Below are 24,625 nucleotides of genomic sequence, written 5' to 3'. Positions count from 1 at the left end.
AGCTGGGGACGGGAAGAAAGGACGGGCGCATAAGGTGCGCCCGTAAAATTTATTCAGGTTGTGCGATTAATCGCGTTTTACGCCACCGCGCAGCAGGCCGGACGCGCCGTCTGAATAGTCGCGTGGCATCTGAACCGGAGCCTGATCGTTACCGGCTTCAGAATCAGCCAGACGATTGCGGAAGGGGTTGGTCTCCGCGGTCATTTCCGGCAGCAGGCTGCTGGAGCTTTTCGCCATGTGCTGGTAGAGCTGGCGATAATCTGTCGCCATGTTGTCCAGCAGCTCAGCGCTACGGGCAAAGTGGCTGACCAGCTCTTCGCGATATTCTTCCAGTTCGGCTTTGTTCTTTTCCAGTTCGTATTGCAGTGACTGCTGCTGACGCAATTTGCGGTTACCGAAACGCATGGCCACAGCACCAATGATGATGCCGACGACTAAACCGATTAGCGCATATTCCCAGGTCATGAACTTCTCCCGTTGTCTTGTTGTTCCGTAGGGTGTTGGCTCGGCTCCTGCCTGTGCCTGATTATGCCACTATAACCGCTATTTCCGCAGAAGTGGAATCCTGACGTATCATCGCGTAGTGTAGAACGGCCTTTTTTTCATCAGCCACGCGCGCTGGTGAGGTTTAACTAAAGGAATAACAACAACATCATGCAAAACCTGTCCCCTTCATCGCGTTACCAACTGGCCCTGAGCGAGGGCACACACCAGCCGGATGATGTCCAGCGTGAAGCGGTTAACCGCCTGGACACGATTTATCAGGAACTTCTGGCGAAACCCGCCGATGCGGTGCAGAGCAGTGGGCTGAAGGCGGCATTCGGCCGTTTACTGGGCAAAAAAGAGCCCACGGTAAACGCACCGGTTCGTGGCTTATATATGTGGGGCGGCGTTGGGCGGGGTAAGACCTGGCTAATGGACATGTTCTACCAGAGCCTGCCCGGCACGCGTAAGCAGCGCCTGCACTTTCACCGTTTTATGCTGCGGGTCCATGAAGAGCTGACGGCGCTCCAGGGCGAAACCGACCCGCTGGACATTGTGGCCGATCGCTTTAAGGCGGAAACGGACGTGCTCTGCTTCGACGAGTTCTTTGTTTCCGATATTACGGATGCCATGCTGTTGGGGGGCCTCATGAAAGCGCTGTTTGCGCGTGGGATCACTCTGGTGGCGACCTCCAATATCCCGCCGGATGAGCTTTATCGCAATGGTCTCCAGCGGGCGCGTTTCCTGCCGGCCATTGATGCTATCAAACAGCACTGCGACATCATGAACGTCGATGCCGGCGTCGATTATCGACTGCGCACATTAACGCAGGCACACCTGTGGCTTTCGCCGTTGAACGCCGACACAGCCCGCGAGATGGATAAACTGTGGCTGGCGCTGGCGGGAGCGCCGCGGGATAACGCGCCAGCGCTGGAGATTAATCATCGTCCGTTGCCGACGCTTGGCGTAGAAAACCAGACGCTGGCCGTCTCGTTTGCAACGCTCTGCGTGGACGCCCGCAGCCAGCATGACTACATTGCACTTTCGCGTCTGTTCCATACCGTTATGTTGTGGGATGTGCCCGTTATGACCCCACTCATGGAGAGCGAAGCGCGCCGCTTCATCGCGCTGGTAGATGAGTTTTACGAGCGCCACGTTAAGCTGGTGGTCAGCGCCGAGGTGCCTTTATATGAGGTTTATCAGGGCGAGCGCCTGAAGTTTGAGTTCCAGCGCTGCCTGTCGCGCCTGCAAGAGATGCAGAGCGAAGAGTACCTCAAGCGTGAGCATATGCCGTAATAAATGCTCCCCTCTCCCCGTGGGAGAGGGGCTGGGGGTGAGGGCACCAGACCGCACAATACCTGACCCCGAAAAACCCATTCCAAATCACATTTAAGGGTCGATCTTTGACCTCAACTTCTCTATAATCTTGCGACCCCACGTTACGAGAAGGTTTTTTTCCCGAAACTTTCTATGTGTCGGCATGTGCTATTCGAAGGGGTAGGTTTGCCGGACTTTGTCGTGTGAACCTCAACTGACTAAACGTTTGGGTGTTCACCAACGTGTAACTTATTATTTGGGTAAGCTTTTAATGAAAACTTTTACAGCTAAACCAGAAACCGTACAGCGCGACTGGTATGTTGTTGACGCGACCGGTAAAACTCTGGGCCGTCTGGCTACTGAACTGGCTCGTCGCCTGCGCGGTAAGCATAAAGCGGAATACACTCCGCACGTTGATACCGGTGATTACATCATCGTTCTGAACGCTGACAAAGTTGCTGTTACCGGCAACAAGCGTACTGACAAAATGTACTACCACCACACCGGCCACATCGGTGGTATCAAAGAAGCGACCTTTGAAGAGATGATTGCCCGCCGTCCTGAGCGTGTGATTGAAATCGCGGTTAAAGGCATGCTGCCAAAAGGCCCGCTGGGTCGTGCTATGTTCCGTAAACTGAAAGTTTACGCAGGCAACGAGCACAACCACGCGGCACAGCAACCGCAAGTTCTTGACATCTAATCGGGATTATAGGCAATGGCTGAAAATCAATACTACGGCACTGGTCGCCGCAAAAGTTCCGCAGCTCGCGTTTTCATCAAACCGGGCAGTGGTAAAATCGTAATCAACCAGCGTTCTCTGGAACAATACTTCGGTCGCGAAACTGCCCGCATGGTAGTTCGCCAGCCGCTGGAACTGGTTGATATGGTAGAAAAACTGGATCTGTACATCACCGTTAAAGGTGGTGGTATCTCCGGTCAGGCAGGTGCGATCCGTCACGGTATCACCCGCGCGCTGATGGAGTACGACGAATCCCTGCGTTCTGAACTGCGTAAAGCTGGCTTCGTTACTCGTGACGCTCGTCAGGTTGAACGTAAGAAAGTGGGTCTGCGTAAAGCACGTCGTCGTCCACAGTTCTCCAAACGTTAATCCATTCTGCTTACGCAGAACGATTGGCGAAAAACCCGCTTCGGCGGGTTTTTTTATGGATAATGCGCAGGTTATCCACAGTAACATTTCATATATCTTCTCTTTTTCCACATTTCCGGAATCCCCTCACCACAAAGCCATCAAAATCTGGTAAACTATCATCCAATTTTCTGCCCAAATATCGGTGAATACTCGATTTTTGTTCGATTCTTGAACAATGTGTCTTCTCTGGGATGGGCGATACATCATCTGGCTGGCCCCGTTGGGCTGGTAGCAGTAAAAATTCTGAATATACCTGGAGGTTTTCATGGCTGTCGCTGCCAACAAACGTTCGGTAATGACGCTGTTTTCTGGTCCTACTGACATTTATAGCCATCAGGTTCGTATCGTGCTGGCCGAGAAGGGTGTCAGTTTTGAGATCGAGCATGTGGAAAAGGATAACCCGCCTCAGGATCTGATCGATCTCAACCCGAGCCAAAGCGTACCGACGCTGGTGGATCGCGAGCTGACCCTGTGGGAATCCCGTATCATTATGGAATACCTGGATGAGCGTTTCCCGCATCCGCCGCTGATGCCTGTTTATCCTGTTGCGCGTGGTGAAAGCCGCCTGTACATGCAGCGTATCGAGAAAGACTGGTACTCGCTGATGAACGTTATCGTCAACGGTTCCTCTTCTGAAGCGGATGCTGCACGTAAACAGCTGCGTGAAGAGCTGCTGGCAATCGCGCCAGTCTTTGGTCAAAAGCCTTTCTTCCTGAGCGACGAGTTCAGCCTGGTGGATTGCTACCTGGCTCCGTTGCTGTGGCGTCTGCCAACCCTGGGCGTAGAGTTCAGCGGCCCTGGCGCGAAAGAGCTGAAAGGCTATATGACTCGCGTCTTTGAACGCGACTCTTTCCTGGCATCTTTAACTGAACCGGAACGTGAAATGCGTCTCGGCCGAGGCTAATGACTGTGGAAATGTCACAACTTTCACCACGCCGTCCGTATCTGCTGCGCGCCTTCTATGAATGGCTGCTGGATAACCAGCTCACGCCGCACCTGGTTGTGGATGTGACGTTGCCGGGCGTGCTGGTTCCAATGGAATACGCGCGCGACGGACAGATTGTACTGAATATTGCGCCACGCGCAGTGGGTAACCTGGAGCTGGCGAACGACGAAGTGCGCTTTAATGCGCGCTTCGGCGGCGTGCCGCGTCAGGTTTCCGTGCCGCTGGCAGCTGTGCTGGCTATCTACGCCCGTGAAAACGGTGCGGGCACCATGTTTGAGCCGGAAGCAGCTTATGATGAAGAGGTTGCCAGCCTGAATGATGATGAGGCATCCGATGAACGCGAAAGCGACACGGTAATGTCTGTCATCGATGGCGATAAACCCGATCATAATGATGACACCGATCCGGATGACGAGCCACCACCACGCGGTGGTCGTCCCGCACTGCGCGTTGTGAAATAAACAAACAGGCCCGACGGGCCTGTTTTGCTTTCCGTCCCTTTTCGCCCCCTCTAATTTCCTGTGTTATGATGAACTGTTTTCCTTCAATGGCACCGGACTGCAATGAAACCGACTGATCTTAAAGCTGAAAACTCTGATGAAACCATTGGTCGCAGCCTGCGCCGTCGGCCGCTGGCGCGCAAAAAACTGTCTGATATGGTGGAAGAAGAGCTGGAGCAGATGATCCGTCGGAAGGAATTTGCCCAGGGAGAGCAGTTACCCTCCGAGCGCGAACTGATGGAGTTCTTCAACGTGGGTCGCCCCTCGGTGCGCGAAGCGCTGGCGGCGCTAAAGCGTAAAGGGCTAGTGCAGATTAACAACGGTGAACGTGCCCGCGTAACCATGCCGTCTGCCGATACCATCATCAGTGAATTGTCGGGAATGGCGAAAGACTTTCTGACCCAGCCCGGCGGTATTGCCCATTTCGAGCAGCTTCGCCTGTTCTTTGAATCCAGCCTCGTTCGTTATGCCGCAGAATATGCCACTGACGATCAGATTGCGCAGCTCACGAAAGCCCTGGAGATCAACAGCCAGTCCCTGGATGACAACACGCTATTTATTCGTTCCGATGTCGATTTTCACCGCGTGCTGGCGGAGATCCCCGGCAATCCGATCTTCAATGCGATCCACGTTGCGCTGCTTGACTGGTTAATTGCGGCGCGTCCTAAAGTGCCGGACGCAGAGCTTTATCAGCATAATGAAGTCAGCTATCGCCAGCATATCGCAATTGTGGATGCGATCCGCCGCCGCGATCCCGATGAAGCGGATCGGGCGTTGCAAACTCACCTTAACAGCGTCTCCGCCACCTGGCACGCTTTCGGCCAGCATTCAAAAGCCAAAAAATAACGATCCTTTAGTGAAGCAGATCGCAATATAAGCGTTCTGTATTCTACTGCTGCTTAATTGATCTGGTATAACAGGTATAAAGGTATGTCGTTATAACAAACACACGATCGATTGAGGTAACTATGGCAACGCAATTACGCGGCGTAATGGCCGCACTCCTGACCCCGTTTAACTCTGAGCAGATGCTGGATAAAGAAAGCCTGCGCCGTCTGGTGCGGTTCAATATTGAACAGGGTATCGATGGGCTGTACGTCGGCGGTTCAACGGGAGAGGCCTTTGTACAGAGCCTTTCGGAACGAGAGCAGGTGATGGAGATTGTGGCGGAAGAGGCGAAGGGGAAAATCACGCTCATCGCCCATGTTGGCTGCGTCAGCACGGCGGAAAGCCAGCAGTTAGCCATGGCCGCCGCCCGCGTCGGTTTTGACGCTGTATCCGCCGTCACACCGTTTTACTATCCCTTTAGCTTTGAAGAACATTGCGATCATTACCGTGCAATTATTGATTCGGCGGATGGTCTGCCGATGGTGGTCTATAACATTCCGGCGTTAAGCGGCGTTAAGTTAACGCTGGATCAGATCAACACGCTGGTGACGCTGCCGGGCGTCGGCGCGCTGAAGCAAACCTCCGGCGATCTCTTCCAGATGGAGCAGATCCGTCGTGAACATCCGGATCTGGTGCTCTACAACGGCTATGACGAGATCTTCGCCTCCGGCCTGCTGGCCGGCGCGGACGGGGGGATCGGCAGCACCTACAACATTATGGGCTGGCGCTACCAGGCGATCGCTAAAGCGGTTCGTGAAGGGGATAACGCCACCGCACAGCGCCTGCAAAGCGAATGCAACACGGTGATCGATCTGCTGATTAAAGCCGGGGTGTTCCGTGGTCTGAAAACGGTTCTGCACTATATGGACGTGGTATCCGTGCCGCTGTGCCGTAAGCCGTTTGCCCCTGTGGATGAAAAATTCGTGCCAGCGCTGAAAGCGCTGGCGGAGCAGCTAATGGCGGAAAAACGCTAACGCATAGCCGGGGGCGCTTCGCCTTATCCGGCCTACAAAAACATGCTACGTAGGCCGGATAAGGCGCAGCCGCCATCCGGCAAAACGACAGAGAAATCGTCGGGAGAGTGAAATGAGTAAGTCTACCCAAAGCATCCCGTGGTACCGCCATCTTACCCGTCCTCAGTGGCGCGCCTTCTCCGCCGCCTGGCTGGGATATCTGCTTGATGGCTTCGATTTTGTATTGATAGCCTTAGTCCTGACAGAAATAAAAAGCGAGTTTGCCCTGACGACAGTGGAAGCGGCGAGCCTGATTTCGGCGGCCTTTATATCGCGCTGGTTCGGCGGCCTGCTGCTGGGCGCCATGGGCGACCGCTATGGCCGCAAGCTGGCGATGATCACCAGCATCGTGCTCTTTTCCTGCGGTACGCTGGCCTGCGGTTTTGCGCCGGGTTACGTCACCCTGTTTATCGCCCGCATGGTGATAGGCATGGGGATGGCGGGGGAATATGGCTCCAGCGCAACCTATGTGATTGAAAGCTGGCCAAAGCACCTGCGCAACAAGGCGAGTGGTTTTCTGATTTCCGGTTTCTCCGTCGGCGCCGTGGTTGCGGCCCAGGTCTACAGCCTTGTCGTGCCCGTCTGGGGCTGGCGGGCGCTGTTCTTTATCGGCATTCTGCCCATCGTCTTTGCCCTGTGGCTGCGGAAAAATATTCCGGAAGCTGAGGACTGGAAAGCGAAGCACGAAGGCAAAGCCCCGGTGCGCACCATGGTTGATATTCTGTATCGCGGCAAATACCGCGTCATCAATATGGCGATGACGCTGTTTGCCGGTACGGCGCTGTGGTTCTGTTTTGCAGGCGAACTCAACAACGCGGGGCTGGTCGTTATTCTCGGCCTGCTGTGCGCCATCGTCTTTATCAGCTTTATGGTGCAAAGCAGCGGTAAACGCTGGCCGACGGGCGTCACGTTGATGGTTGTCGTGCTCTTCGCCTTTCTCTACTCCTGGCCGATTCAGGCGCTATTACCCACTTATCTGAAAACCGACCTGACCTATGATCCCTCAACGGTGGCGAAGGTGCTGTTCTTTAGCGGCTTCGGCGCGGCAGTAGGCTGCTGCGTGGGTGGTTTTCTCGGTGACTGGCTTGGCACCCGCAAGGCCTATGTCTGTAGCCTATTGGCCTCACAGCTCCTGATTGTTCCCGTCTTTGCGATCGGCGGCGCCAATGTCTGGGTGTTGGGCTTGTTACTCTTTTTCCAGCAGATGCTGGGGCAGGGGATCTCCGGGATCTTACCCAAACTCATCGGCGGCTATTTCGATACCGACCAGCGTGCGGCGGGTCTGGGCTTTACCTACAACGTTGGCGCGTTGGGTGGCGCGATTGCCCCGGTGATTGGCGCGCTGCTGTCGCAGGATATGGCGCTGGGCACGGCCCTGGGATCGCTCTCCTTTGGCCTGACGTTTGTGGTGATCTTGCTTATTGGTCTGGATATGCCCTCCCGCGTTCAGCGCTGGATCAGGCCAGAAGCCCTGCGTACGCATGACGCTATTGACGGTAAACCTTTCAGCGGAGCCGTCCCGTTTGGCGGCGATAAAAGCGCTTTAGCGAAAAGCAAAAGTTAATCCGCTTGCCCGGACCTGTACCGGGCACATTCGTAAGGGATGAAGTATGTCACAACGGGATAAAAACATTTCCGAGCGGGGCGGTGCTATGACGACACTGGCGATAGACATAGGTGGAACTAAACTTGCCGCCGCCCTGGTGGATGACGGTTTACAGATCCACGCGCGACGCGAATGCCCTACGCCCGCCAGTAAGACGCCTGACGCGCTGCGTGAGGCGCTGGCTGAGCTGGTCAAGCCGTTACAGACCCAGGCAACGCGTGCGGCCATTGCCTCAACCGGAATCATTCAGGACGGCAATCTGCTGGCGATTAACCCGCAAAATCTCGGAGGATTGCACCATTTTCCGCTGGTGCAGACGCTCGAAGACATTGCTGGTTTGCCGACCCTGGCGATCAATGATGCTCAGGCTGCGGCATGGGCGGAATATCACGTTAGTGCGAAGGAAATTAAAGACATGGTATTCCTGACTGTTTCAACGGGCGTGGGGGGCGGCGTAGTCAGTAACGGGAAACTCGTGACCGGAAGCGTCGGACTGGCAGGGCATCTTGGGCATACGCTCGCCGATCCAAACGGCCCGCAATGCGGCTGTGGTCGCGTGGGGTGCGTGGAAGCCATCGCGTCTGGTCGCGGTATTGCCGCCGCAGCCAGGGGAGAGCTTGCAGGATGCGATGCAAAAACGATTTTTGCGCGCGCGGCAGAGGGAAATAAACAGGCGGCGGAACTGGTCCAACGTTCTGCACAGGTACTGGCGCGGCTTATTGCCGACACGAAAGCGGTGATGGACTGCCAGCGCGTGGTGATTGGCGGCAGCATCGGGCTGGCAGGAGGGTATCTGGCGCGGGTCCGCGCGTATCTTGAGGAGCATCCTTCTGTTTATCACGTTGAATTAACCGCCGCGCACTATCGACACGATGCGGGCTTACTGGGCGCGGCGCTGTTAGCTCAGGGAGAAAGATGATGTTTTTTGGTGAGATTCGGACGCTTCCCTCCACGGGGTTGCATCCCGTTCTTCTGGAGGCGCTAACCCTCGCGCTGGCTGCCCGTCCGCTGGAAAAAGCGGCAGGACGTTATGAGCTTCGCGGTGAGGATATCTTCATGAACGTGATGACGTTTGCCACGCAGTTTCCAGACCGGAAGAAAGCGGAACTGCATGAGCAATATATTGATATCCAGGTGTTATTGACGGGAGAAGAGCGCATCCTCTTTGGCGTGACGGGCTCGGCACGCCAGCGTGAAGATTTTCATCCTGAAGAAGATTATCAGTTGTGCAGTGAGATTGCAGGTGAACAGTGTGTCACCCTCCGGCCGGGGATGTGCGCCGTATTTATGCCGGGAGAGCCACATAAGCCAGGATGCGCAATCCTTGAGCCAGGCGAGATAAAGAAAGTCGTGGTGAAGGTACGCGCCCGCTTGCTGGATACGTAGTTTATAGGCCTGATGGCGCTTCGCTTATCAGGCCTGCGGGCATAACGTAATTTGCAGGCCGGATAAGGCGCAGCCGCCATCCGGCAATGTTATTCGATATTCCGGCGCTTAAACGTCACCGCTTCCGGCTGCGTCAGGTGCAAGGTTGTCTGGCTGGGCACCGTCTCGGCAATCACCTTGCCGTGGCGAACAGAGTATCGTGCCGGCGTCTGGCGACGAACTGCATCAAACCCATTCTCTGCCGGGAGAATCACCAGGTTTGCTGTATTCCCAACGCGCACGCCATAGTCCTGCAAATCGAGCGTTTTCGCGCTGTGGGTAGTGATCAGGTTAAGCCCATCATTTATTTGCCCGTAACCCATCAGTTGGCAAACGTGCAGCCCCATATGCAGAACCTGAAGCATATTCGCGGTTCCCAGCGGATACCACGGATCGAAAACGTCGTCATGACCAAAGCAGACGTTGATCTCCGCTTCCAGCATTTCTTTGACGCGTGTGATGCCTCGGCGTTTGGGATAGGTATCGAAACGGCCCTGCAAATGCGTGTTAACCAGCGGGTTTGCCACGAAGTTAATGCCTGACATTTTTAACAGGCGGAACAGTCGGGACGTATACGCGCCATTATAGGAGTGCATCGCCGTGGTATGGCTGGCGGTCACGCGTGAACCCATTCCGTCACGATGTGCCAGTGCGGCAACGGTTTCAACGAAGCGCGATTGTTCATCATCAATTTCATCACAGTGGACATCGATCAGTCGGTCGTACTTTCTGGCCAGGGAAAACGTTTTATGCAGCGACTCAACGCCATATTCACGCGTAAATTCAAAGTGGGGGATTGCGCCGATGACATCCGCCCCTAAACGCACGGCTTCCTCAAGCAGTTCTTCACCGTTCGGATAAGAAAGAATGCCTTCCTGCGGGAATGCCACAATTTGCATATCGACCCACGGGGCGACTTCCTGCTTCACCTCCAGCATGGCTTTCAGTGCCGTAAGGGTGGGGTCCGAGACGTCAACGTGTGTACGTACGTACTGAATGCCGTTGGCGATTTGCCACTTCAGGGTCTGCATCGCGCGAGTTTTAACGTCTTCGTGGGTAAGCATCGCCTTGCGTTCGGCCCAGCGCTCGATTCCCTCGAAAAGCGTGCCGGACTGGTTCCAGTTCGGTTCACCCGCCGTTTGCGTTGTATCCAGATGGATATGCGGCTCGATGAAAGGAGGGATAACCAGCCCGCATTCGGCGTCCAGCACCTGACCGACTGGCGCAGAGGCGGTTTCCTGAGGATCGATACGGCTGAAGCGTCCGTCCTCAATCGTGATTTGCCATAAACCCTCTTGCCCCTGCAAACGGGCCTGACGGATAGTGAGGGAATTATTCTGCATGGGAAACCTCCGAAGGATTAGCAAGGGTACGTTTGGCGAATGGGTTTAACACCAAATAGCTGAAGACGCCACCCAATACTGCGTTAACGGGGACAATTCCCGGAATGTAGTGCCCGGCAGCAACACCCAGGGCGACCGAGAAAATGGCAATCCAGTTAACGGACACAAATTTTGCGTGGTCGAAGCTGGCATAGCGGCGGCGATTAATCAGGTAGTCGGCGATAATCACCCCGCCAACCGGCGGAATCGCTGCCGACAAAAAGGTCAGCCAGCCAACGAAGTTGTTGTATAGCCACAGCGCGCACAGCGTACCGATAATGCCATTAACCACCGACAGCGTACGGCTGGAAAGGCCAGTAATATTGGCGAAACCCAAACCAGAGGCGTACAGCGCGTTGTCATTGGTGGTCCAGATATTCAGGCCAAGAACGACAATGGCCGGCAGCAGCAGTCCCTGGGCGATCATCACGTCAGAAATATCGGCCTGTCCTACGGCGGCAGCGCCTGCCGCACCGAAGATAAACATCAGCGAGTTGCCAAGGAAAAATGCCACCATCGCCACCAGAACGGCACCTTTGGCATTGCGGCCAAAGCGGACGAAGTCGGCGGTCAGCGTGCCTGCGCTGATAAACGAGCCTACAACCAGCGCCAGCGCGCTGGAAAAGTTGAGCGGCGTCTGCGGCACAATGGATTTGAGGTGGTCCAATCCTCCCACGCCGTCCACCGCCAGCCAGACGGAGTAGCTACCCAGGATGACGATAGCGGGTACGGCGATGATGGATAAAATCGTCAGTGCCGAGATGCCAAAAAAAATGGTTAACGTCATCAACAGGCCGGAAACTGCAATCAGGATGTTCACGTCGATGCCCGTGGCTTTACTCACCGGGATGGCAAACATCGCTACGCCGACGCCAAACCACCCTACCTGCGTACCGCCTAAAAGCATGGAGGGAAGCCAGGAACCTTTTATACCGAACGAGTAACGCGCAAGAAGATGGGTTGAGAGGCCGGTTTTTGCGCCAATGTAGCCAAGAAAAGCAGTGTAAATACCGAGGAGGAGATTGCCGAAGAGAACTGCGAGGAAGAAATCATTATAGGAAAGACCGGTACCGAGCGTGCCTCCGGTCCACATACTGGCGGAAAAAAACGTTAACCCTAACATCACAAAAGTGAGTGGAACCACGCCTTTCCGCGCCGCCAGAGGGACGGGGCCCTGGCTATAATTGTTATCTTGCGACACAACGCCTCCTTGAATTTTGGCCAAAAAATCCGCCGCATAATATACATTTTTTTCACGAAAGCAAACGTTTACGTCGGGATTTACGCTGCTTTTTTGCTTAAAAAGGCACCATTAACTTAAGGGTAGGCTACTGAAAACAGGCTCCCCAGCGTTCCGCTTTATGCTTCTGCCGGGGAGTCAGAGGGGCTTACACTTCCAGGAAGTTCATGATCCCGTCAGCCGCTTTACGGCCTTCGGCAATCGCTGTGACCACCAGGTCAGAGCCGCGAACGATGTCGCCACCGGCGAAGATTTTCGGGTTGCTGGTCTGGAACGCGTTATCGCTGCCTTCTGGCGCAATGATGCGGCCTTGAGAGTCCAGCTCTACGCTGTGCTTCGCCAGCCACTCCATGCTGTGAGGACGGAAACCAAACGCCATCACCACGGCGTCAGCCGGGATCACGTGTTCAGAACCGGCCACGATCTCCGCGCGACGACGGCCTTTCGCATCTGGCGCACCCATCTCCGTGCGCGCCATCTTCACGCCGCTCACTTTACCGTTGGCATTCACTTCAATACCCAGAGGCTGGATGTTGAACTGGAACTCGACGCCCTCTTCACGTGCGTTTTTCACTTCGCGCTTAGAGCCCGGCATGTTCTCTTCGTCACGACGGTAGGCACAGATGACATGCGCCGCATTCTGGCGAATGGAGGTACGCACGCAGTCCATCGCGGTATCACCGCCGCCCAGCACCACCACGCGTTTGCCTTCCATGCTGACGAACGGCTCATCGGCGGTCTCGCCGTAGCCCATTAGCTGTTTGGTATTCGCAATCAGGAACGGCAGCGCGTCGTACACGCCTGGCGCATCTTCGTTCTCCAGACCACCGCGCATGGACTGATAAGTGCCTACGCCCAGGAACACGGCGTCGTAATCTTTCAGCAGGTCGTCGAGCTGCACGTCGCGGCCCACTTCGGTGTTGAGTTTGAACTCAATGCCCATGCCGGTGAAGATTTCGCGGCGGCGGGTCATCACCTCTTTCTCCAGCTTGAAGGCCGGGATACCGAAGGTCAGCAGGCCGCCAATCTCCGGGTGGCGATCAAAGACCACCGCCTTCACGCCGTTACGGGTCAGCACGTCCGCACAGGCCAGGCCTGCCGGGCCCGCGCCGATAATCGCTACGCGCTTGTCGGTTTGACGCACACCGGTCATATCCGGGCGCCAGCCCATCTCGAACGCTTTATCGTTGATATAGCGTTCGATGTTGCCGATGGTTACCGCGCCAAACTCGTCGTTCAGCGTACAGGAGCCTTCACACAGACGATCCTGAGGGCACACGCGGCCGCACACTTCCGGCAGGGTGTTGGTCTGATGAGACAGCTCGGCGGCTTCAAAAATACGCCCTTCGTTGGCCAGCTTCAGCCAGTTCGGGATGTAGTTATGGACCGGACACTTCCATTCGCAGTAAGGGTTACCGCAGGACAGGCAGCGGTCTGCCTGTGCTTTGGCCTGGCCTTCTGAAAACGGCTCATAGATTTCAACAAATTCAATTTTACGGATCTTCAGCGGTTTCTTTGGCGGATCAACACGCTGAAGGTCGATAAACTGGTAAACGTTCTGGCTCATCTGAATTCCTTACTGCGCCTGCACGCGCAGCTCTGCTGCGCTACGACTACGGTGACCCAACAGGGCTTTAACATCGCTGGACTTCGGCTTCACCAGCGCGAATTTCGCAGAGAACGCCGGCCAGTTGGCCAGGATCTCTTCGCCGCGCGAAGAACCGGTATGCTGCACGTGTTCGGTAATTAAACCGCGCAGGTGTTCTTCGTGGATGGCCAGCGTATCAACGTCCAGCACTTCCACCAGCTCCGGGTTCACGCGTTTGCGGAACTCACCGTCTTCATCCAGGACGTAGGCAAAACCGCCCGTCATGCCCGCGCCAAAGTTCACGCCGGTTTTACCCAGGACGCACACAATTCCGCCCGTCATGTATTCACAGCCGTTATCGCCGATGCCTTCCACCACGGTGATGGCGCCGGAGTTACGCACCGCAAAACGTTCGCCCGCACGGCCCGCGGCAAACAGACGACCGCCGGTTGCGCCGTACAGACAGGTATTGCCGATGATGCTCGCTTCATGGCTGCGGAAGGCTGAACCAACCGGAGGACGCACCGCCAGCAGACCGCCCGCCATGCCTTTTCCGACGTAGTCGTTGGCATCGCCGGTCAGGTATAACTCAACTCCGCCTGCGTTCCACACGCCGAAGCTCTGACCCGCGGTACCGCTGAAGTGCGCGGTAATCGGATCCGACGCCAGACCCTGGTCACCGTGCGTTTGCGCGATGTAACCGGAGAGGGACGCACCCACGGAACGGTCGGTGTTGCGGATATCAAACCAGAACGTTTTGCTCTGCTTCTCATCCACATACGGCTTCGCCTGTTGCAGCAGCTGTGCGTTCAGCACGCCGTTGTCGAACGGCGGGTTGTTCTCGGTACAGTAAACCGCTTTGCCAGGATGCGGCTGAGCGGTTTCCAGCAGCTTAGACAGCTCCAGCTTCTGCTGCTTGGCCGTGAAGCCCTCAAGCTCTTTCAGCAGGTCGGTACGGCCAATCAGGTCTACCAGACGCTTCACGCCCAGCTGCGCCATCAGCTCGCGGGTTTCACGGGCGATGAAGTCAAAGTAGTTGGTCACTTTGAACGGCAGGCCGTGGTAGTGATTTTTACGCAGCTTTTCGTCCTGGGTAGCAACGCCCGTTGCACAGTTGTTCAGGTGGCAAATACGCAGGTATTTACAGCCGAGCGCAACCATCGGGCCGGTACCAAAGCCGAAGCTTTCCGCTCCCAGAATCGCCGCTTTGATGATGTCGAGGCCGGTTTTCAGTCCGCCGTCCACCTGCAAACGGATCTTGTGACGCAGGCCGTTAGCGACCAGCGCCTGCTGGGTTTCCACCAGGCCAAGCTCCCACGGACAACCCGCGTATTTCACGGAGGAGAGCGGGCTTGCGCCGGTGCCGCCGTCGTAACCGGCGATGGTGATCAGATCCGCATAGGCTTTCGCCACGCCGGTGGCAATGGTGCCAACGCCCGGTTCGGAAACCAGCTTCACGGAGATCATCGCTTTCGGGTTGACCTGTTTCAGGTCGAAAATCAGCTGCGCCAGATCCTCGATAGAGTAGATATCGTGGTGCGGCGGCGGGGAGATCAGCGTCACGCCCGGCACTGAATAGCGAAGCTTAGCGATGTATGGGGTGACTTTATCACCCGGCAGCTGACCGCCTTCACCCGGTTTCGCACCCTGCGCGACTTTAATCTGAATCACGTCGGCGTTAACCAGGTACGCAGGCGTTACGCCAAAGCGACCAGACGCCACCTGCTTAATACGGGACACTTTATTGGTGCCATAGCGGGCCGGATCTTCACCGCCTTCGCCGGAGTTGGAGTTGCCGCCGATGCTGTTCATGGCTTCCGCCAGCGCTTCGTGGGCTTCCGGGCTCAGCGCGCCGATAGACATCGCCGCGGTGTCGAAACGTTTGAACAGCTCAGACGCGGGTTCAACCTCGTCAATGCTGACCGCTTCATCACCTGGATTGAGGGCAATGAGATCGCGCAGCGTCGCTGCCGGACGGTTATTCACCAGCTCTGCATACTGCTGATAATCGCTGTACTCGCCGCTCTGCACTGCCTGTTGCAGCGTGCGCACCACGTCCGGGTTATAAGCGTGATACTCACCCCCGTGGACATATTTCAGCAGGCCGCCCTGTTCCAGCGGCTTACGTGCCAGCCAGGCGCGTTTCGACAGGTTCACCAGATCCTGCTGGAAGTCAGCAAAACCGGCGCCGCCGATACGGCTGACCACGCCCTGGAAGCAGAGGTTGGCAACGTCGTCATGCAGGCCGACCGCTTCAAACAGCTTCGAGCAGCGGTAAGAGGCGATGGTCGAGATGCCCATTTTGGACATGATCTTGTACAGACCTTTGTTGATGCCGTTACGGTAGTTCAGCATCACGGCGCGATAGTCTTTGTCGATCGCGCGGGTATCTACCAGGCGGGCCAGCGTTTCGTAGGCCAGATACGGGTAGATTGCCGTGGCGCCAAAGCCTAACAGCACCGCAAAGTGGTGCGGGTCGCGCGCGCTCGCGGTTTCAACGATGATGTTGGCATCGCAGCGCAGGCTCTTGTCCACCAGACGCGTCTGGATAGCCCCCACCGCCATGGGTGCAGGCACCGGCAGACGGTTTTTCGCGATGTTGCGGTCAGACAGCACCAGCAGAACGGTGCCGTTACGCACCATCTGCTCGGCTTTATCGCACAGCGCGTTCACCGTCTCTTCGAGGCTCGTTTCGGTCACGTCGAAGGTGATATCGAGCGTGTCGGCGCGATAGTGCTCCTCGGTCATGGTGGTGAGCTGTTTGAAATCGGAGTACAGCAGGATCGGTGATTTAAAGGTCAGACGGTGCGCCTGGCCTTCAGCTTCACAGAAGACGTTCATCTCACGGCCGATGCTGGTGGCCAGCGACATGACGTGGGCTTCGCGCAGCGGATCGATTGGCGGGTTAGTGACCTGCGCAAACTGCTGACGGAAGTAGTCATAAATAATGCGTGGCTGGCTGGAGAGCACGGCAAACGGGGTATCGTCACCCATTGAGCCGACCGCTTCCTGGCCGTTTTCACCGAGCACGCGGATAACCGAGTCCAGCTCTTCCGCGCTGTAGTTAAACTGCTTCTGGAAGCTCGCGAGGGTGTCATCGTCCAGCTCGCGGCTGCCCACTTCTTCGTCCGACAGATCTTCAAACGGCACCAGACGACGCACGTTTTTCTCCATCCACTCTTTGTACGGATGGCGGCTCTTCAGATCGTTGTCTGTTTCGGCGGAATGCAGAATACGCCCACCGCGGGTGTCGATCACCATCAGCTCGCCCGGTCCGACGCGGCCTTTCTCGACCACTTCGTCTGGCTGGTAATCCCAGATCCCGACTTCAGAGGCACAGGTGATGAGCTTGTCTTTGGTAATAACGTAGCGCGCCGGACGCAGACCATTACGGTCCAGGTTACAGGCGGCAAAACGACCGTCGGACATAACGATGCCCGCCGGGCCGTCCCACGGCTCCATGTGCATGGAGTTAAAGTCGAAGAACGCGCGCAGCTCAGGGTCCATATCCGGGTTGTTCTGCCAGGCCGGTGGCACGAGCAGACGCATGGCGCGCACGATGTCCATCCCGCCCGCCAGCAGCAGTTCCAGCATGTTATCCATGGAGCTGGAGTCCGAGCCGGTTTCGTTCACGAACGGCGCGGCATCGTGCAGGTCCGGGATCAGCGGCGTCTGGAATTTATAGGTACGGGCGCGGGCCCACTGGCGGTTGCCGGTGATGGTGTTGATCTCGCCGTTATGCGCCAGGTAGCGGAACGGCTGCGCCAGCGGCCAGCGTGGAACGGTGTTGGTGGAGAAGCGCTGGTGGAACAGGCAAATGGCCGATTCCAGACGCAGGTCCGCCAGGTCCAGGTAGAAGCGCGGCAGGTCAGCCGGCATACACAGACCTTTATAGATGTTCACAAGGTTAGAGAGGCTACAGACGTAGAACTCTTTATCATCCAGAAGACGTTTTTCAATGCGGCGGCGGGCGATAAACAGACGGCGTTCCATATCACGCGGACGCCAGCCCGCAGGCGCATTGACAAAAATCTGTTCAATACGAGGCAGCGAGGAGAGGGCGATTTCACCGAGCACCCCTTCGTTGGTTGGCACATCGCGCCAGCCGACGATCGACAGGGTTTCACGCTGAAGTTCTTCTTCAACGATGCGGCGTGAGGCGGCAGCTTTTTCAGGATCCTGATTCAGGAACAGCATACCGACAGCGTAGTTTTTGGCTAAACGCCAGCCGCGCTCTTCCGCTACGATACGGAAGAAACGATCCGGTTTTTGCAGCAGCAGGCCGCAACCGTCGCCGGTTTTACCATCGGCAAGGATGGCGCCACGGTGCTGCATACGGGCCAGTGCGTGAATAGCAGTACGCACTACCTTGTGGCTAGGTTCGCCTTCTATGTGGGCGATCAGGCCGAAACCACAGTTATCCTTCTCAAGGGATTTATCGTACAACATATCAGTGAACCTCCCCAGGCTCGTCGGGCTTCCCACTGAACTTTACCGTGGCGCACAGGCGCAGAAAGAGCATGGCGACGGGGTTAGCGTTTCATACGCGGACCTCGCATTCGCCCTCTTTTTCATCCTTTCGCGCAGGTAAACAAGTTTGAGGACTTGCTTCAGAGGGAATCTCAATTACTGCATAAATATGATGAGCAGGCCGCTCATCCAGAAAGCTTCCAGCGGATTTCCAACTTATCGGGAATTGGTACACAGGTCAAATGGCAATCTTATTTATACAAAAATGTGCTAAAGCGTAGTTATCTTTTTGTTTTTAATATGTATTTAACTATTTTTACAACCACTTAAAGCACCGGGGAGGTGCAGGGGAGTGTGATCTGACTCACTATATGAAAGCGGTATTATCGATGCAGCGTGCTGAAATGCAGATTTATAGCAGAATATTAATCTGGTGTTGCATTCAAACCCGCATAAAATCACTGTTTTTCAGTCCTGGCGCTATAAATGAAAAAAACCATCAGAACATAAGGAAAAGTAATTACGTACAGGGTGAATGAAATCTCGGTAATCGTGATTATTTATTCAAACAGATAAAGGCCGTCCAGGGCGATTGATCCAGGTCATCGCCGACAGAGGCTAAAAATGGCAGGCTTGTCCCCTTTCTTCGGGACGGTCTATCAGATTATGCAGTTACAGAAATTAGTCAATATGTTTGGTGGGGATCTTTTGCAGCGCTATGGGCAAAAGGTTCACAAACTGACGCTGCACGGCGGCTTTAGCTGCCCGAATCGCGATGGCACCATCGGGCGTGGTGGCTGCACTTTCTGTAACGTGGCCTCGTTTGCTGACGAGGCCCAGCAGCATAAATCTATCGCTGAACAGCTCGCCCATCAGGCGAGTCTGGTGAATCGCGCGAAGCAGTATCTGGCCTATTTCCAGGCCTACACCAGCACGTGGGCTGAGGTGCAGGTGCTGCGCTCGATGTATCAGCAGGCGGTTGCTCAAGCGAACATTGTCGGGCTGTGCGTGGGGACGCGTCCGGACTGCGTGCCGGAGGCCGTGCTGGATTTACTTAGTGAGTACAAAGAGAAGGGCTACGAGATCTGGCTGGAGCTGGGCTTGCAGACCGCGCATGACAAAACCCTGCACCGTATCAATCGCGGGCATGATTTCGCCTGCTACCAGCGCACCACGCGTCTCGCCCGTGAGCGTGGATTAAAAGTCTGCTCGCATCTGATTGTCGGCTTGCCAGGAGAAGGGCAGCAGCACGGGCTGGAAACGCTGGAAAAAGTCGTCGAGACCGGCGTGGATGGCATTAAGCTGCATCCGCTGCATATCGTGAAGGGCAGCATAATGGCGAAAGCCTGGGAAGCGGGGCGGTTAAGTGGTATCGAACTCGACGACTATACGGTGACGGCGGGGGAGATGATTCGCCACACGCCTCCGGAGATTGTTTACCACCGCATCTCGGCCAGCGCCCGCCGCCCAACGCTTCTGGCACCGCTCTGGTGTGAGAACCGCTGGACGGGGATGCTGGAAATCGACCGCTATCTACAGGAGAACGGCGTACAGGGGTCGGCGCTTGGCCGCCCGTGGGTTCCCCCGCTACCGGCGACGGCCGCCTAGCAGACTTCCCAGCATGCCGCGTATTATCTGGTTGGTAATCTGACGCGTCGCGCTTTTTGCCATGGTCTGAACCACGCCATCGCGTTTGCCGCCGCGTGGCCCGGTGCTGCCGAACAGAATATCTTTCAGCCCGCCGAGAATGCCGTCGTCCACGGCAACAGATTGCCCTTTTGCGGCAGGGGCATCCTGCGATTCGGCAGTCGCCTGCACCCCTTTTTGCAGCATCTCGAACGCGGATTCGCGATCCACCTCGTCTTCATACTTCCCGTACACCGGGGAGTGATTAATCAGGCCGTTGCGTTCATCGTCCGTTACCGGCCCCATGCGCGAGCAGGGCGCAATCACCATCGCACGCTCGACAACTGTCGGGCTGCCTTTTGCATCGAGGAACGAAATCAGCGCTTCACCGGTACCCAGCGCCTGAATGGCGGTTTCGGTATCAAAGGCCGGATTGGCACGCATGGTTTGCGCCGCGGCTTTCACCGCTTTCTGATCTCTCGGCGTAAAGGCGCGCAGGGCGTGCTGCACGCGGTTACCCAGCTGCCCCAGTACGTTGTCCGGAATATCCGACGGGTTTTGCGACACAAACCAGACCCCGACACCCTTGGAGCGGATCAGGCGGATAACCTGTTCAATTTTATCCAGCAGCACCTGCGGCGCGTCGTTAAACAACAGGTGCGCTTCGTCAAAGAAGAACACCAGTTTGGGTTTTTCCAGATCGCCTGCTTCCGGCAGTTGTTCGTACAGTTCAGAGAGCATCCACAGCAGGCTGGCGGCGTAAAGCTTCGGCATCTGGTAGAGCTTCTCTGCGCTCAGAATGTTGATGATGCCTTTGCCGCTGCTGTCGGTACGCATCCAGTCTTTGATATCCAGCATTGGCTCGCCGAAGAAGTGTTCGGCACCCTGTTGCTCCAGCGTCAGGAGCCCGCGCTGAATGGCGCCCACCGAGGCGCTGCTGATATTGCCGTACTGGTTCTGGAAGGATTTGGCGTTATCGCCAATGTACTGGGTGATGGCGCGCAGATCTTTGAAGTCGAGCAGCAGTAGCCCCTGATCGTCGGCGATACGGAAGATAATGTTCAGTACCCCGGACTGCACGTCGTTGAGGTTAAGCAGACGGGCCAGCAGCAGCGGGCCGAGGTCGGAGACGGTGGCGCGCACCGGATGGCCTTTTTCGCCGAAGATATCCCAGGCCACCACCGGATTACCGTGCGGCGTCCAGTCGGTGATGCCGATATTTTTCAGGCGCTCGAGGAGTTTTTCTGACGCTGCACCTTCCTGAGCCACCCCGGTTAAATCGCCCTTCACGTCAGCCATAAATACCGGCACGCCAGTCTCTGACAACGACTCAGCCAGCTTTTGCAGGGTGACGGTTTTTCCCGTCCCGGTCGCGCCGGTGATCAGGCCATGACGGTTCGCCATCGCGGGCAGTAAAAACAGCTCTTTTTCCAGCGTCCTGGCGATTAACAATGGTGTACTCATGATGCACGTCCTCTCGTAGTCCTGGGTGGAGTATAGGCAACCTGACGGCAAAATGTCTGCGTAAATTCCTCACTTTGCGGCGCATTATCCAGTGCGGACTATGCTTTTGCATACGGTAAACAAAATTTTGGGAAACTATGTCCAGATTCTTTTTTAACGACCGCAAACAGCTTGTCAACGATGCCATTGAAGGCATACTTCTCTCCGCGCCGCACGGTAATCTCGTCAAACTGGATATCGATCCGGCCATCCGCGTGGTGGCTCGCGGCGACTGGGATAAAAGCCGCGTGGCGGTGATCTCCGGTGGCGGCTCCGGCCATGAACCGGCACATGCCGGGTTCGTCGGTAAAGGCATGCTTACCGCAGCGGTGTGTGGCGATCTGTTCGCTTCCCCAAGCGTGGATGCGGTCCTCAATGCCATTGTGGCGGTGACGGGCGATCGTGGCTGCCTGCTGATTGTGAAAAACTACACCGGTGACCGGCTTAACTTTGGCCTGGCGGCGGAAAAAGCCAAACGCTACGGCCTGAAGGTCGAGATGGTTATCGTGGCGGATGATATCGCCCTACCGGATAACAAGCAGCCGCGTGGTATCGCGGGAACGGCGCTGGTGCATAAGATTGCGGGATATGCGGCAGAACAGGGGAAATCGCTAAACGACGTGCGGGATATTGCGCAACAGGCCTGCGATAACCTCTGGAGCCTGGGGGTTGCGATACAAACCTGTAACCTGCCGGGTAGCGATGATGAAGAAGGACGCATCAGGCAAGGCCACGTGGAGCTGGGGCTGGGGATTCACGGCGAGCCGGGGGCATCGGTGGTGGATACGCAGAACAGCAGGGCGATTATCGATACGCTGGTGACGCCGCTAAAAGCCCAGGCGGGTGACGGGCGCTTTGCGGTGCTGATCAACAACCTCGGCGGCGTGTCAGCGCTGGAGATGGCTCTGCTCACCAAAGAGCTGGCGCATTCGGCGTTGAAAGAGAACATTGCGTATCTGATTGGCCCGGCGCCGCTGGTGAGTGCGCTGGATATGAAAGGCTTTTCGCTAACGCTGTTAAAGCTCAACGATTTCTTCGAGAAGGCGATTCACGCCGAGGTCGAGACGCTGGGCTGGCAGAAGCCCGTCGCGTTCGCGCCCCTGCGTACCGTCCCCCATAGCGCCCTTCATGATCGCGTGGAATATACCCCGTCGGACAATCCGCAGGTGAGCGAGGCCGTCGCCTCGGTAACGAAAACATTGATCCAGCTGGAAAATCGCCTTAACGCGCTGGATGCCAAAGTAGGCGATGGCGATACGGGCTCCACCTTTGCGCAAGGGGCGCGGGATATTGCGCAGCGACTTGAGGAGAACAACCTGCCCCTTAACGACGTGCCGACATTACTCCTGCTGGTGGGGGAGCGGCTGGCAACGGTAATGGGCGGATCGAGCGGCGTATTGATGTCGATCTTCTTCACGGCGGCAGGACAAAAGCTTCACGATGGACAGTCGCTACCTGAAGCATTGCTGAGAGGACTGGCGCAGATGAAGCAGTATGGCGGTGCAGATCTCGGCGATCGTACGCTGATCGATGCCCTGCAACCGGCGCTGGAGGCGTTACAGAAAGGCAATATTCAGGCGGCAGCGCAGGCCGCGCAGCAAGGGGCTGAAGCAACGGCGAAAATGGCGAAAGCCGGCGCGGGACGCTCGTCGTACGTGAATAAAGAGAATCTGGACGGGGTGATGGATCCGGGGGCGGTCGCGGTGGCGGAAGTGTTTAAGACCATGGTAGATGCAAAACGGTAACAACCGTTACCGTTTTTAGTGTTTGCGCCCTCTCCCTGTGGGAGAGGGTTGGGGTGAGGGCATCAGGCCGCACATTCCCCGGCAATCTCACATCAGAAATCCGCTTTCAACACCACGCGGTAGCGGGCTTTGCCGTCGCGCACGTGCTGGATCGCTTCGTTGATTTTTGACATCGGATACAGCTCGGTGGTTGGCGCCACTTTTGTGCGTCCGGCAAACTTCATCAGCTTGCGTAACTCATATGGTGTGCCGGTAGCAGAGCCGGATATGCTGCGATCGCCGCCGATCAGGGTAAACGCCGGAACCGGCAGCGGCTTCATCACCGCACCCACGGTGTGGAAGTTACCGCCGTAGGCCAGGGCTTCAAAGTACGGCTGCCAGTCGAGATCGACGTTGACGGTGTTGATGATCAGGTCAAACTGGCCTGCCAGAGCGGTGAGCGCCTGGGGATCGCGACTGTTCACCACTTTATCCGCACCCATCGCCAGCACTTCCTGCTCTTTCGCCGGGTTAGAGCTGAACGCCGTCACTTCACAGCCCATCGCGTGCAGCAGCTTGATGGCGATATGGCCCAGACCGCCAATCCCGATCACGCCCACGCGGCTGGTGGCGGTGACGTGATGCATCAGCAGCGGTTTAAAGACGGTGATACCGCCACACAGCAGCGGACCGGCGGATTCGATATCAATGCTGTCCGGCAGCGGGATAACCCATTGCCAGTCGGCGCGCAGCTTATCGGCGAAACCGCCCTTGTTCAGGATGGTCGGCGTAGCGCCCTCAAGGCAGTTGATCTGATTGCCGCTGATACAGGCGTCGCAGTGGCCGCAGCTGCGTGCCGTCCAGCCGATACCCACGCGCTGGCCCACTTTCAGCCCTTTGTCCTGCGCGGCGCTGCCGAGCGCCACGACGCGGCCAATGACTTCGTGCCCGGCCACCAGCGGATAGCTGGAGAAGCCCCATTCATTGTCGATCATCGAGAGATCTGAGTGGCAGATCCCGCAGTAATCAACCTGTACTTCGACGTCTTCCGCTTTTAGTTCGCCCGCATCGTACTCGTACAGCTCAAGTTCTGCACCCGCCTGCGGTGCGGCGTAGCTTTTTATCTTCGACATCGCATTTCCCCTGTTTTGGTGTGAACTGTGAGTGTAGAGCATTCAGTTTACAGACGCTTAACAGAAGACGGCAGGAACAAAACTTACAGACTTTTCAGCATCCTGACTTCGCAGTCCACGTGGCCCGTGCAGCCCAGTGGCGCATCGATATGCTCAAAGCCGAGATGTTCATACAGGCCAATGGCCTCTTTAAGGAAAGCGGTGGTTTCAAGGTAGCAACGTTTAAAGCCCTGTGAGCGTGCATGTTCCAGGGCGACCAGCGCCAGCTTTTTCGCCAGGCCTTGTCCGCGTATCGTTGGCAGGAAATACATTTTCTGGAGTTCACAGATATCCGGCTCGCTGCAAAGCAGTGGGGCAATGCCGCCGCCGCCCACGACCTGGCCGTCCTGCTCGATGACCCAGTAGGCATGACCCGGCTGGCTGTACAGCTGAAAAAGTTCGTCCAGATTTGGGTCGGCCACGGTGTAGCCTTTGTCGGCGGTCAGGCCATATTCGGCAGAAACCGTGCGGATAACGGCGGCGATAGCCGGGTTGTCCTGCTCAGTGATCCGACGCATTGTCGTCGCGACGGGGGTAATCACGCTCATAGCATTACTCATGACAAAAATTGACACACAACTGCTGTTAATAG

General features: G+C 56.5%; 20 protein-coding genes. 12 read left to right on the top strand and 8 right to left on the bottom strand.

Going from position 1 to position 24,625, the window contains the following annotated elements; all coding sequences use genetic code 11:
• Positions 1-66: 66 nt before the first annotated feature.
• Complete coding sequence (zapG, locus tag L463_RS21125; RefSeq protein ID WP_003860432.1) at positions 67-465, bottom strand: Z-ring associated protein ZapG; 399 nt, start codon at positions 463-465, stop codon at positions 67-69.
• Between the two features lie 189 nt (positions 466-654).
• Here zapG and zapE point away from each other — a divergent pair, with 189 nt between their 5' ends.
• From zapE to nanQ, 10 genes are all read left to right on the top strand, one after another.
• Positions 655-1,779, top strand: a complete 1,125-nt coding sequence (gene zapE / locus L463_RS21130) for a cell division protein ZapE (RefSeq protein ID WP_017693899.1) — start codon at positions 655-657, stop codon at positions 1,777-1,779.
• A 292-nt stretch (positions 1,780-2,071) separates the two neighbouring features.
• Positions 2,072-2,500, top strand: coding sequence for a 50S ribosomal protein L13 (rplM, locus tag L463_RS21135; protein ID WP_003860434.1), 429 nt, complete (start codon positions 2,072-2,074; stop codon positions 2,498-2,500).
• A 15-nt stretch (positions 2,501-2,515) separates the two neighbouring features.
• Positions 2,516-2,908 carry a 30S ribosomal protein S9 gene (rpsI, locus tag L463_RS21140; RefSeq protein WP_003860436.1) on the top strand — a complete coding sequence of 131 codons (393 nt, stop codon included), beginning with the start codon at positions 2,516-2,518 and terminating at the stop codon, positions 2,906-2,908.
• Between the two features lie 307 nt (positions 2,909-3,215).
• On the top strand, positions 3,216-3,854 hold the full coding sequence (sspA, locus tag L463_RS21145; RefSeq protein ID WP_003860438.1) for a stringent starvation protein SspA: 639 nt from the start codon (positions 3,216-3,218) through the stop codon (positions 3,852-3,854).
• A 5-nt stretch (positions 3,855-3,859) separates the two neighbouring features.
• Positions 3,860-4,357, top strand: a complete 498-nt coding sequence (gene sspB / locus L463_RS21150; protein WP_026080566.1) for a ClpXP protease specificity-enhancing factor — start codon at positions 3,860-3,862, stop codon at positions 4,355-4,357.
• Positions 4,358-4,459: 102 nt separating this feature from the next.
• Positions 4,460-5,242 (top strand): transcriptional regulator NanR, encoded by a 783-nt coding sequence (gene nanR, locus L463_RS21155; RefSeq protein ID WP_017382717.1) that lies wholly within the window; start codon positions 4,460-4,462, stop codon positions 5,240-5,242.
• Between the two features lie 122 nt (positions 5,243-5,364).
• Positions 5,365-6,258, top strand: a complete 894-nt coding sequence (gene nanA / locus L463_RS21160) for an N-acetylneuraminate lyase (RefSeq protein ID WP_032103291.1) — start codon at positions 5,365-5,367, stop codon at positions 6,256-6,258.
• Between the two features lie 112 nt (positions 6,259-6,370).
• Positions 6,371-7,861 carry an MFS transporter gene (locus tag L463_RS21165; RefSeq protein ID WP_032103290.1) on the top strand — a complete coding sequence of 497 codons (1,491 nt, stop codon included), beginning with the start codon at positions 6,371-6,373 and terminating at the stop codon, positions 7,859-7,861.
• 88 nt (positions 7,862-7,949) lie between these two features.
• Complete coding sequence (locus tag L463_RS21170) at positions 7,950-8,822, top strand: N-acetylmannosamine kinase (RefSeq protein WP_032103295.1); 873 nt, start codon at positions 7,950-7,952, stop codon at positions 8,820-8,822.
• A complete protein-coding gene (gene nanQ / locus L463_RS21175; RefSeq protein ID WP_032103294.1) occupies positions 8,822-9,289 on the top strand; it encodes an N-acetylneuraminate anomerase in 468 nt (155 codons plus the stop codon). Before L463_RS21170 ends, nanQ begins: the two co-directional genes overlap by 1 nt.
• 89 nt (positions 9,290-9,378) lie before the next feature.
• Here the strand turns inward: nanQ and L463_RS21180 are convergent, their stop codons facing one another.
• From L463_RS21180 to gltB, 4 genes are all read right to left on the bottom strand, one after another.
• Complete coding sequence (locus tag L463_RS21180) at positions 9,379-10,671, bottom strand: cytosine deaminase (RefSeq protein WP_032103289.1); 1,293 nt, start codon at positions 10,669-10,671, stop codon at positions 9,379-9,381.
• Positions 10,661-11,911, bottom strand: a complete 1,251-nt coding sequence (gene codB, locus L463_RS21185) for a cytosine permease (RefSeq protein ID WP_017693905.1) — start codon at positions 11,909-11,911, stop codon at positions 10,661-10,663. The genes L463_RS21180 and codB overlap by 11 nt, the downstream gene beginning before the upstream one ends.
• A 187-nt stretch (positions 11,912-12,098) precedes the next feature.
• Positions 12,099-13,517 (bottom strand): glutamate synthase subunit GltD, encoded by a 1,419-nt coding sequence (gltD, locus tag L463_RS21190; protein WP_017382721.1) that lies wholly within the window; start codon positions 13,515-13,517, stop codon positions 12,099-12,101.
• A 9-nt stretch (positions 13,518-13,526) separates the two neighbouring features.
• A complete protein-coding gene (gltB, locus tag L463_RS21195) occupies positions 13,527-17,987 on the bottom strand; it encodes a glutamate synthase large subunit (RefSeq protein ID WP_032103288.1) in 4,461 nt (1,486 codons plus the stop codon).
• 687 nt (positions 17,988-18,674) lie between these two features.
• Here gltB and L463_RS21200 point away from each other — a divergent pair.
• Complete coding sequence (locus L463_RS21200; RefSeq protein ID WP_096152317.1) at positions 18,675-19,616, top strand: tRNA modification radical SAM protein MnmL/YtqA; 942 nt, start codon at positions 18,675-18,677, stop codon at positions 19,614-19,616.
• Here L463_RS21200 and L463_RS21205 read toward each other — a convergent pair.
• A complete protein-coding gene (locus L463_RS21205; protein ID WP_017693906.1) occupies positions 19,596-21,098 on the bottom strand; it encodes a helicase HerA-like C-terminal domain-containing protein in 1,503 nt (500 codons plus the stop codon). The genes L463_RS21200 and L463_RS21205 overlap by 21 nt on opposite strands.
• A gap of 137 nt (positions 21,099-21,235) precedes the next feature.
• On the opposite strand from L463_RS21205, the gene L463_RS21210 reads away from it, so the two are divergent.
• The gene (locus L463_RS21210) at positions 21,236-22,882 is read left to right on the top strand and encodes a dihydroxyacetone kinase subunit DhaK (protein ID WP_032673064.1); all 1,647 of its coding nucleotides are present in this window, start codon (positions 21,236-21,238) and stop codon (positions 22,880-22,882) included.
• Between the two features lie 92 nt (positions 22,883-22,974).
• Here the strand turns inward: L463_RS21210 and L463_RS21215 are convergent, their stop codons facing one another.
• Both L463_RS21215 and L463_RS21220 read right to left on the bottom strand, forming a co-directional pair.
• Positions 22,975-23,994 (bottom strand): NADPH-dependent aldehyde reductase Ahr, encoded by a 1,020-nt coding sequence (locus tag L463_RS21215; RefSeq protein WP_015571992.1) that lies wholly within the window; start codon positions 23,992-23,994, stop codon positions 22,975-22,977.
• Positions 23,995-24,077: 83 nt separating this feature from the next.
• Entirely contained in the window at positions 24,078-24,581 is a 504-nt protein-coding gene (locus tag L463_RS21220) for a GNAT family N-acetyltransferase (RefSeq protein WP_003861887.1), read from the bottom strand.
• Between the last annotated feature and the right edge of the window lie 44 nt (positions 24,582-24,625).

Source organism: Enterobacter sp. BIDMC 27 (genome assembly GCF_000534415.1).
Taxonomy (GTDB): Bacteria; Pseudomonadota; Gammaproteobacteria; order Enterobacterales; family Enterobacteriaceae; genus Enterobacter; species Enterobacter hormaechei_C.
This window is presented reverse-complemented; position numbering and strand designations above follow the sequence as displayed.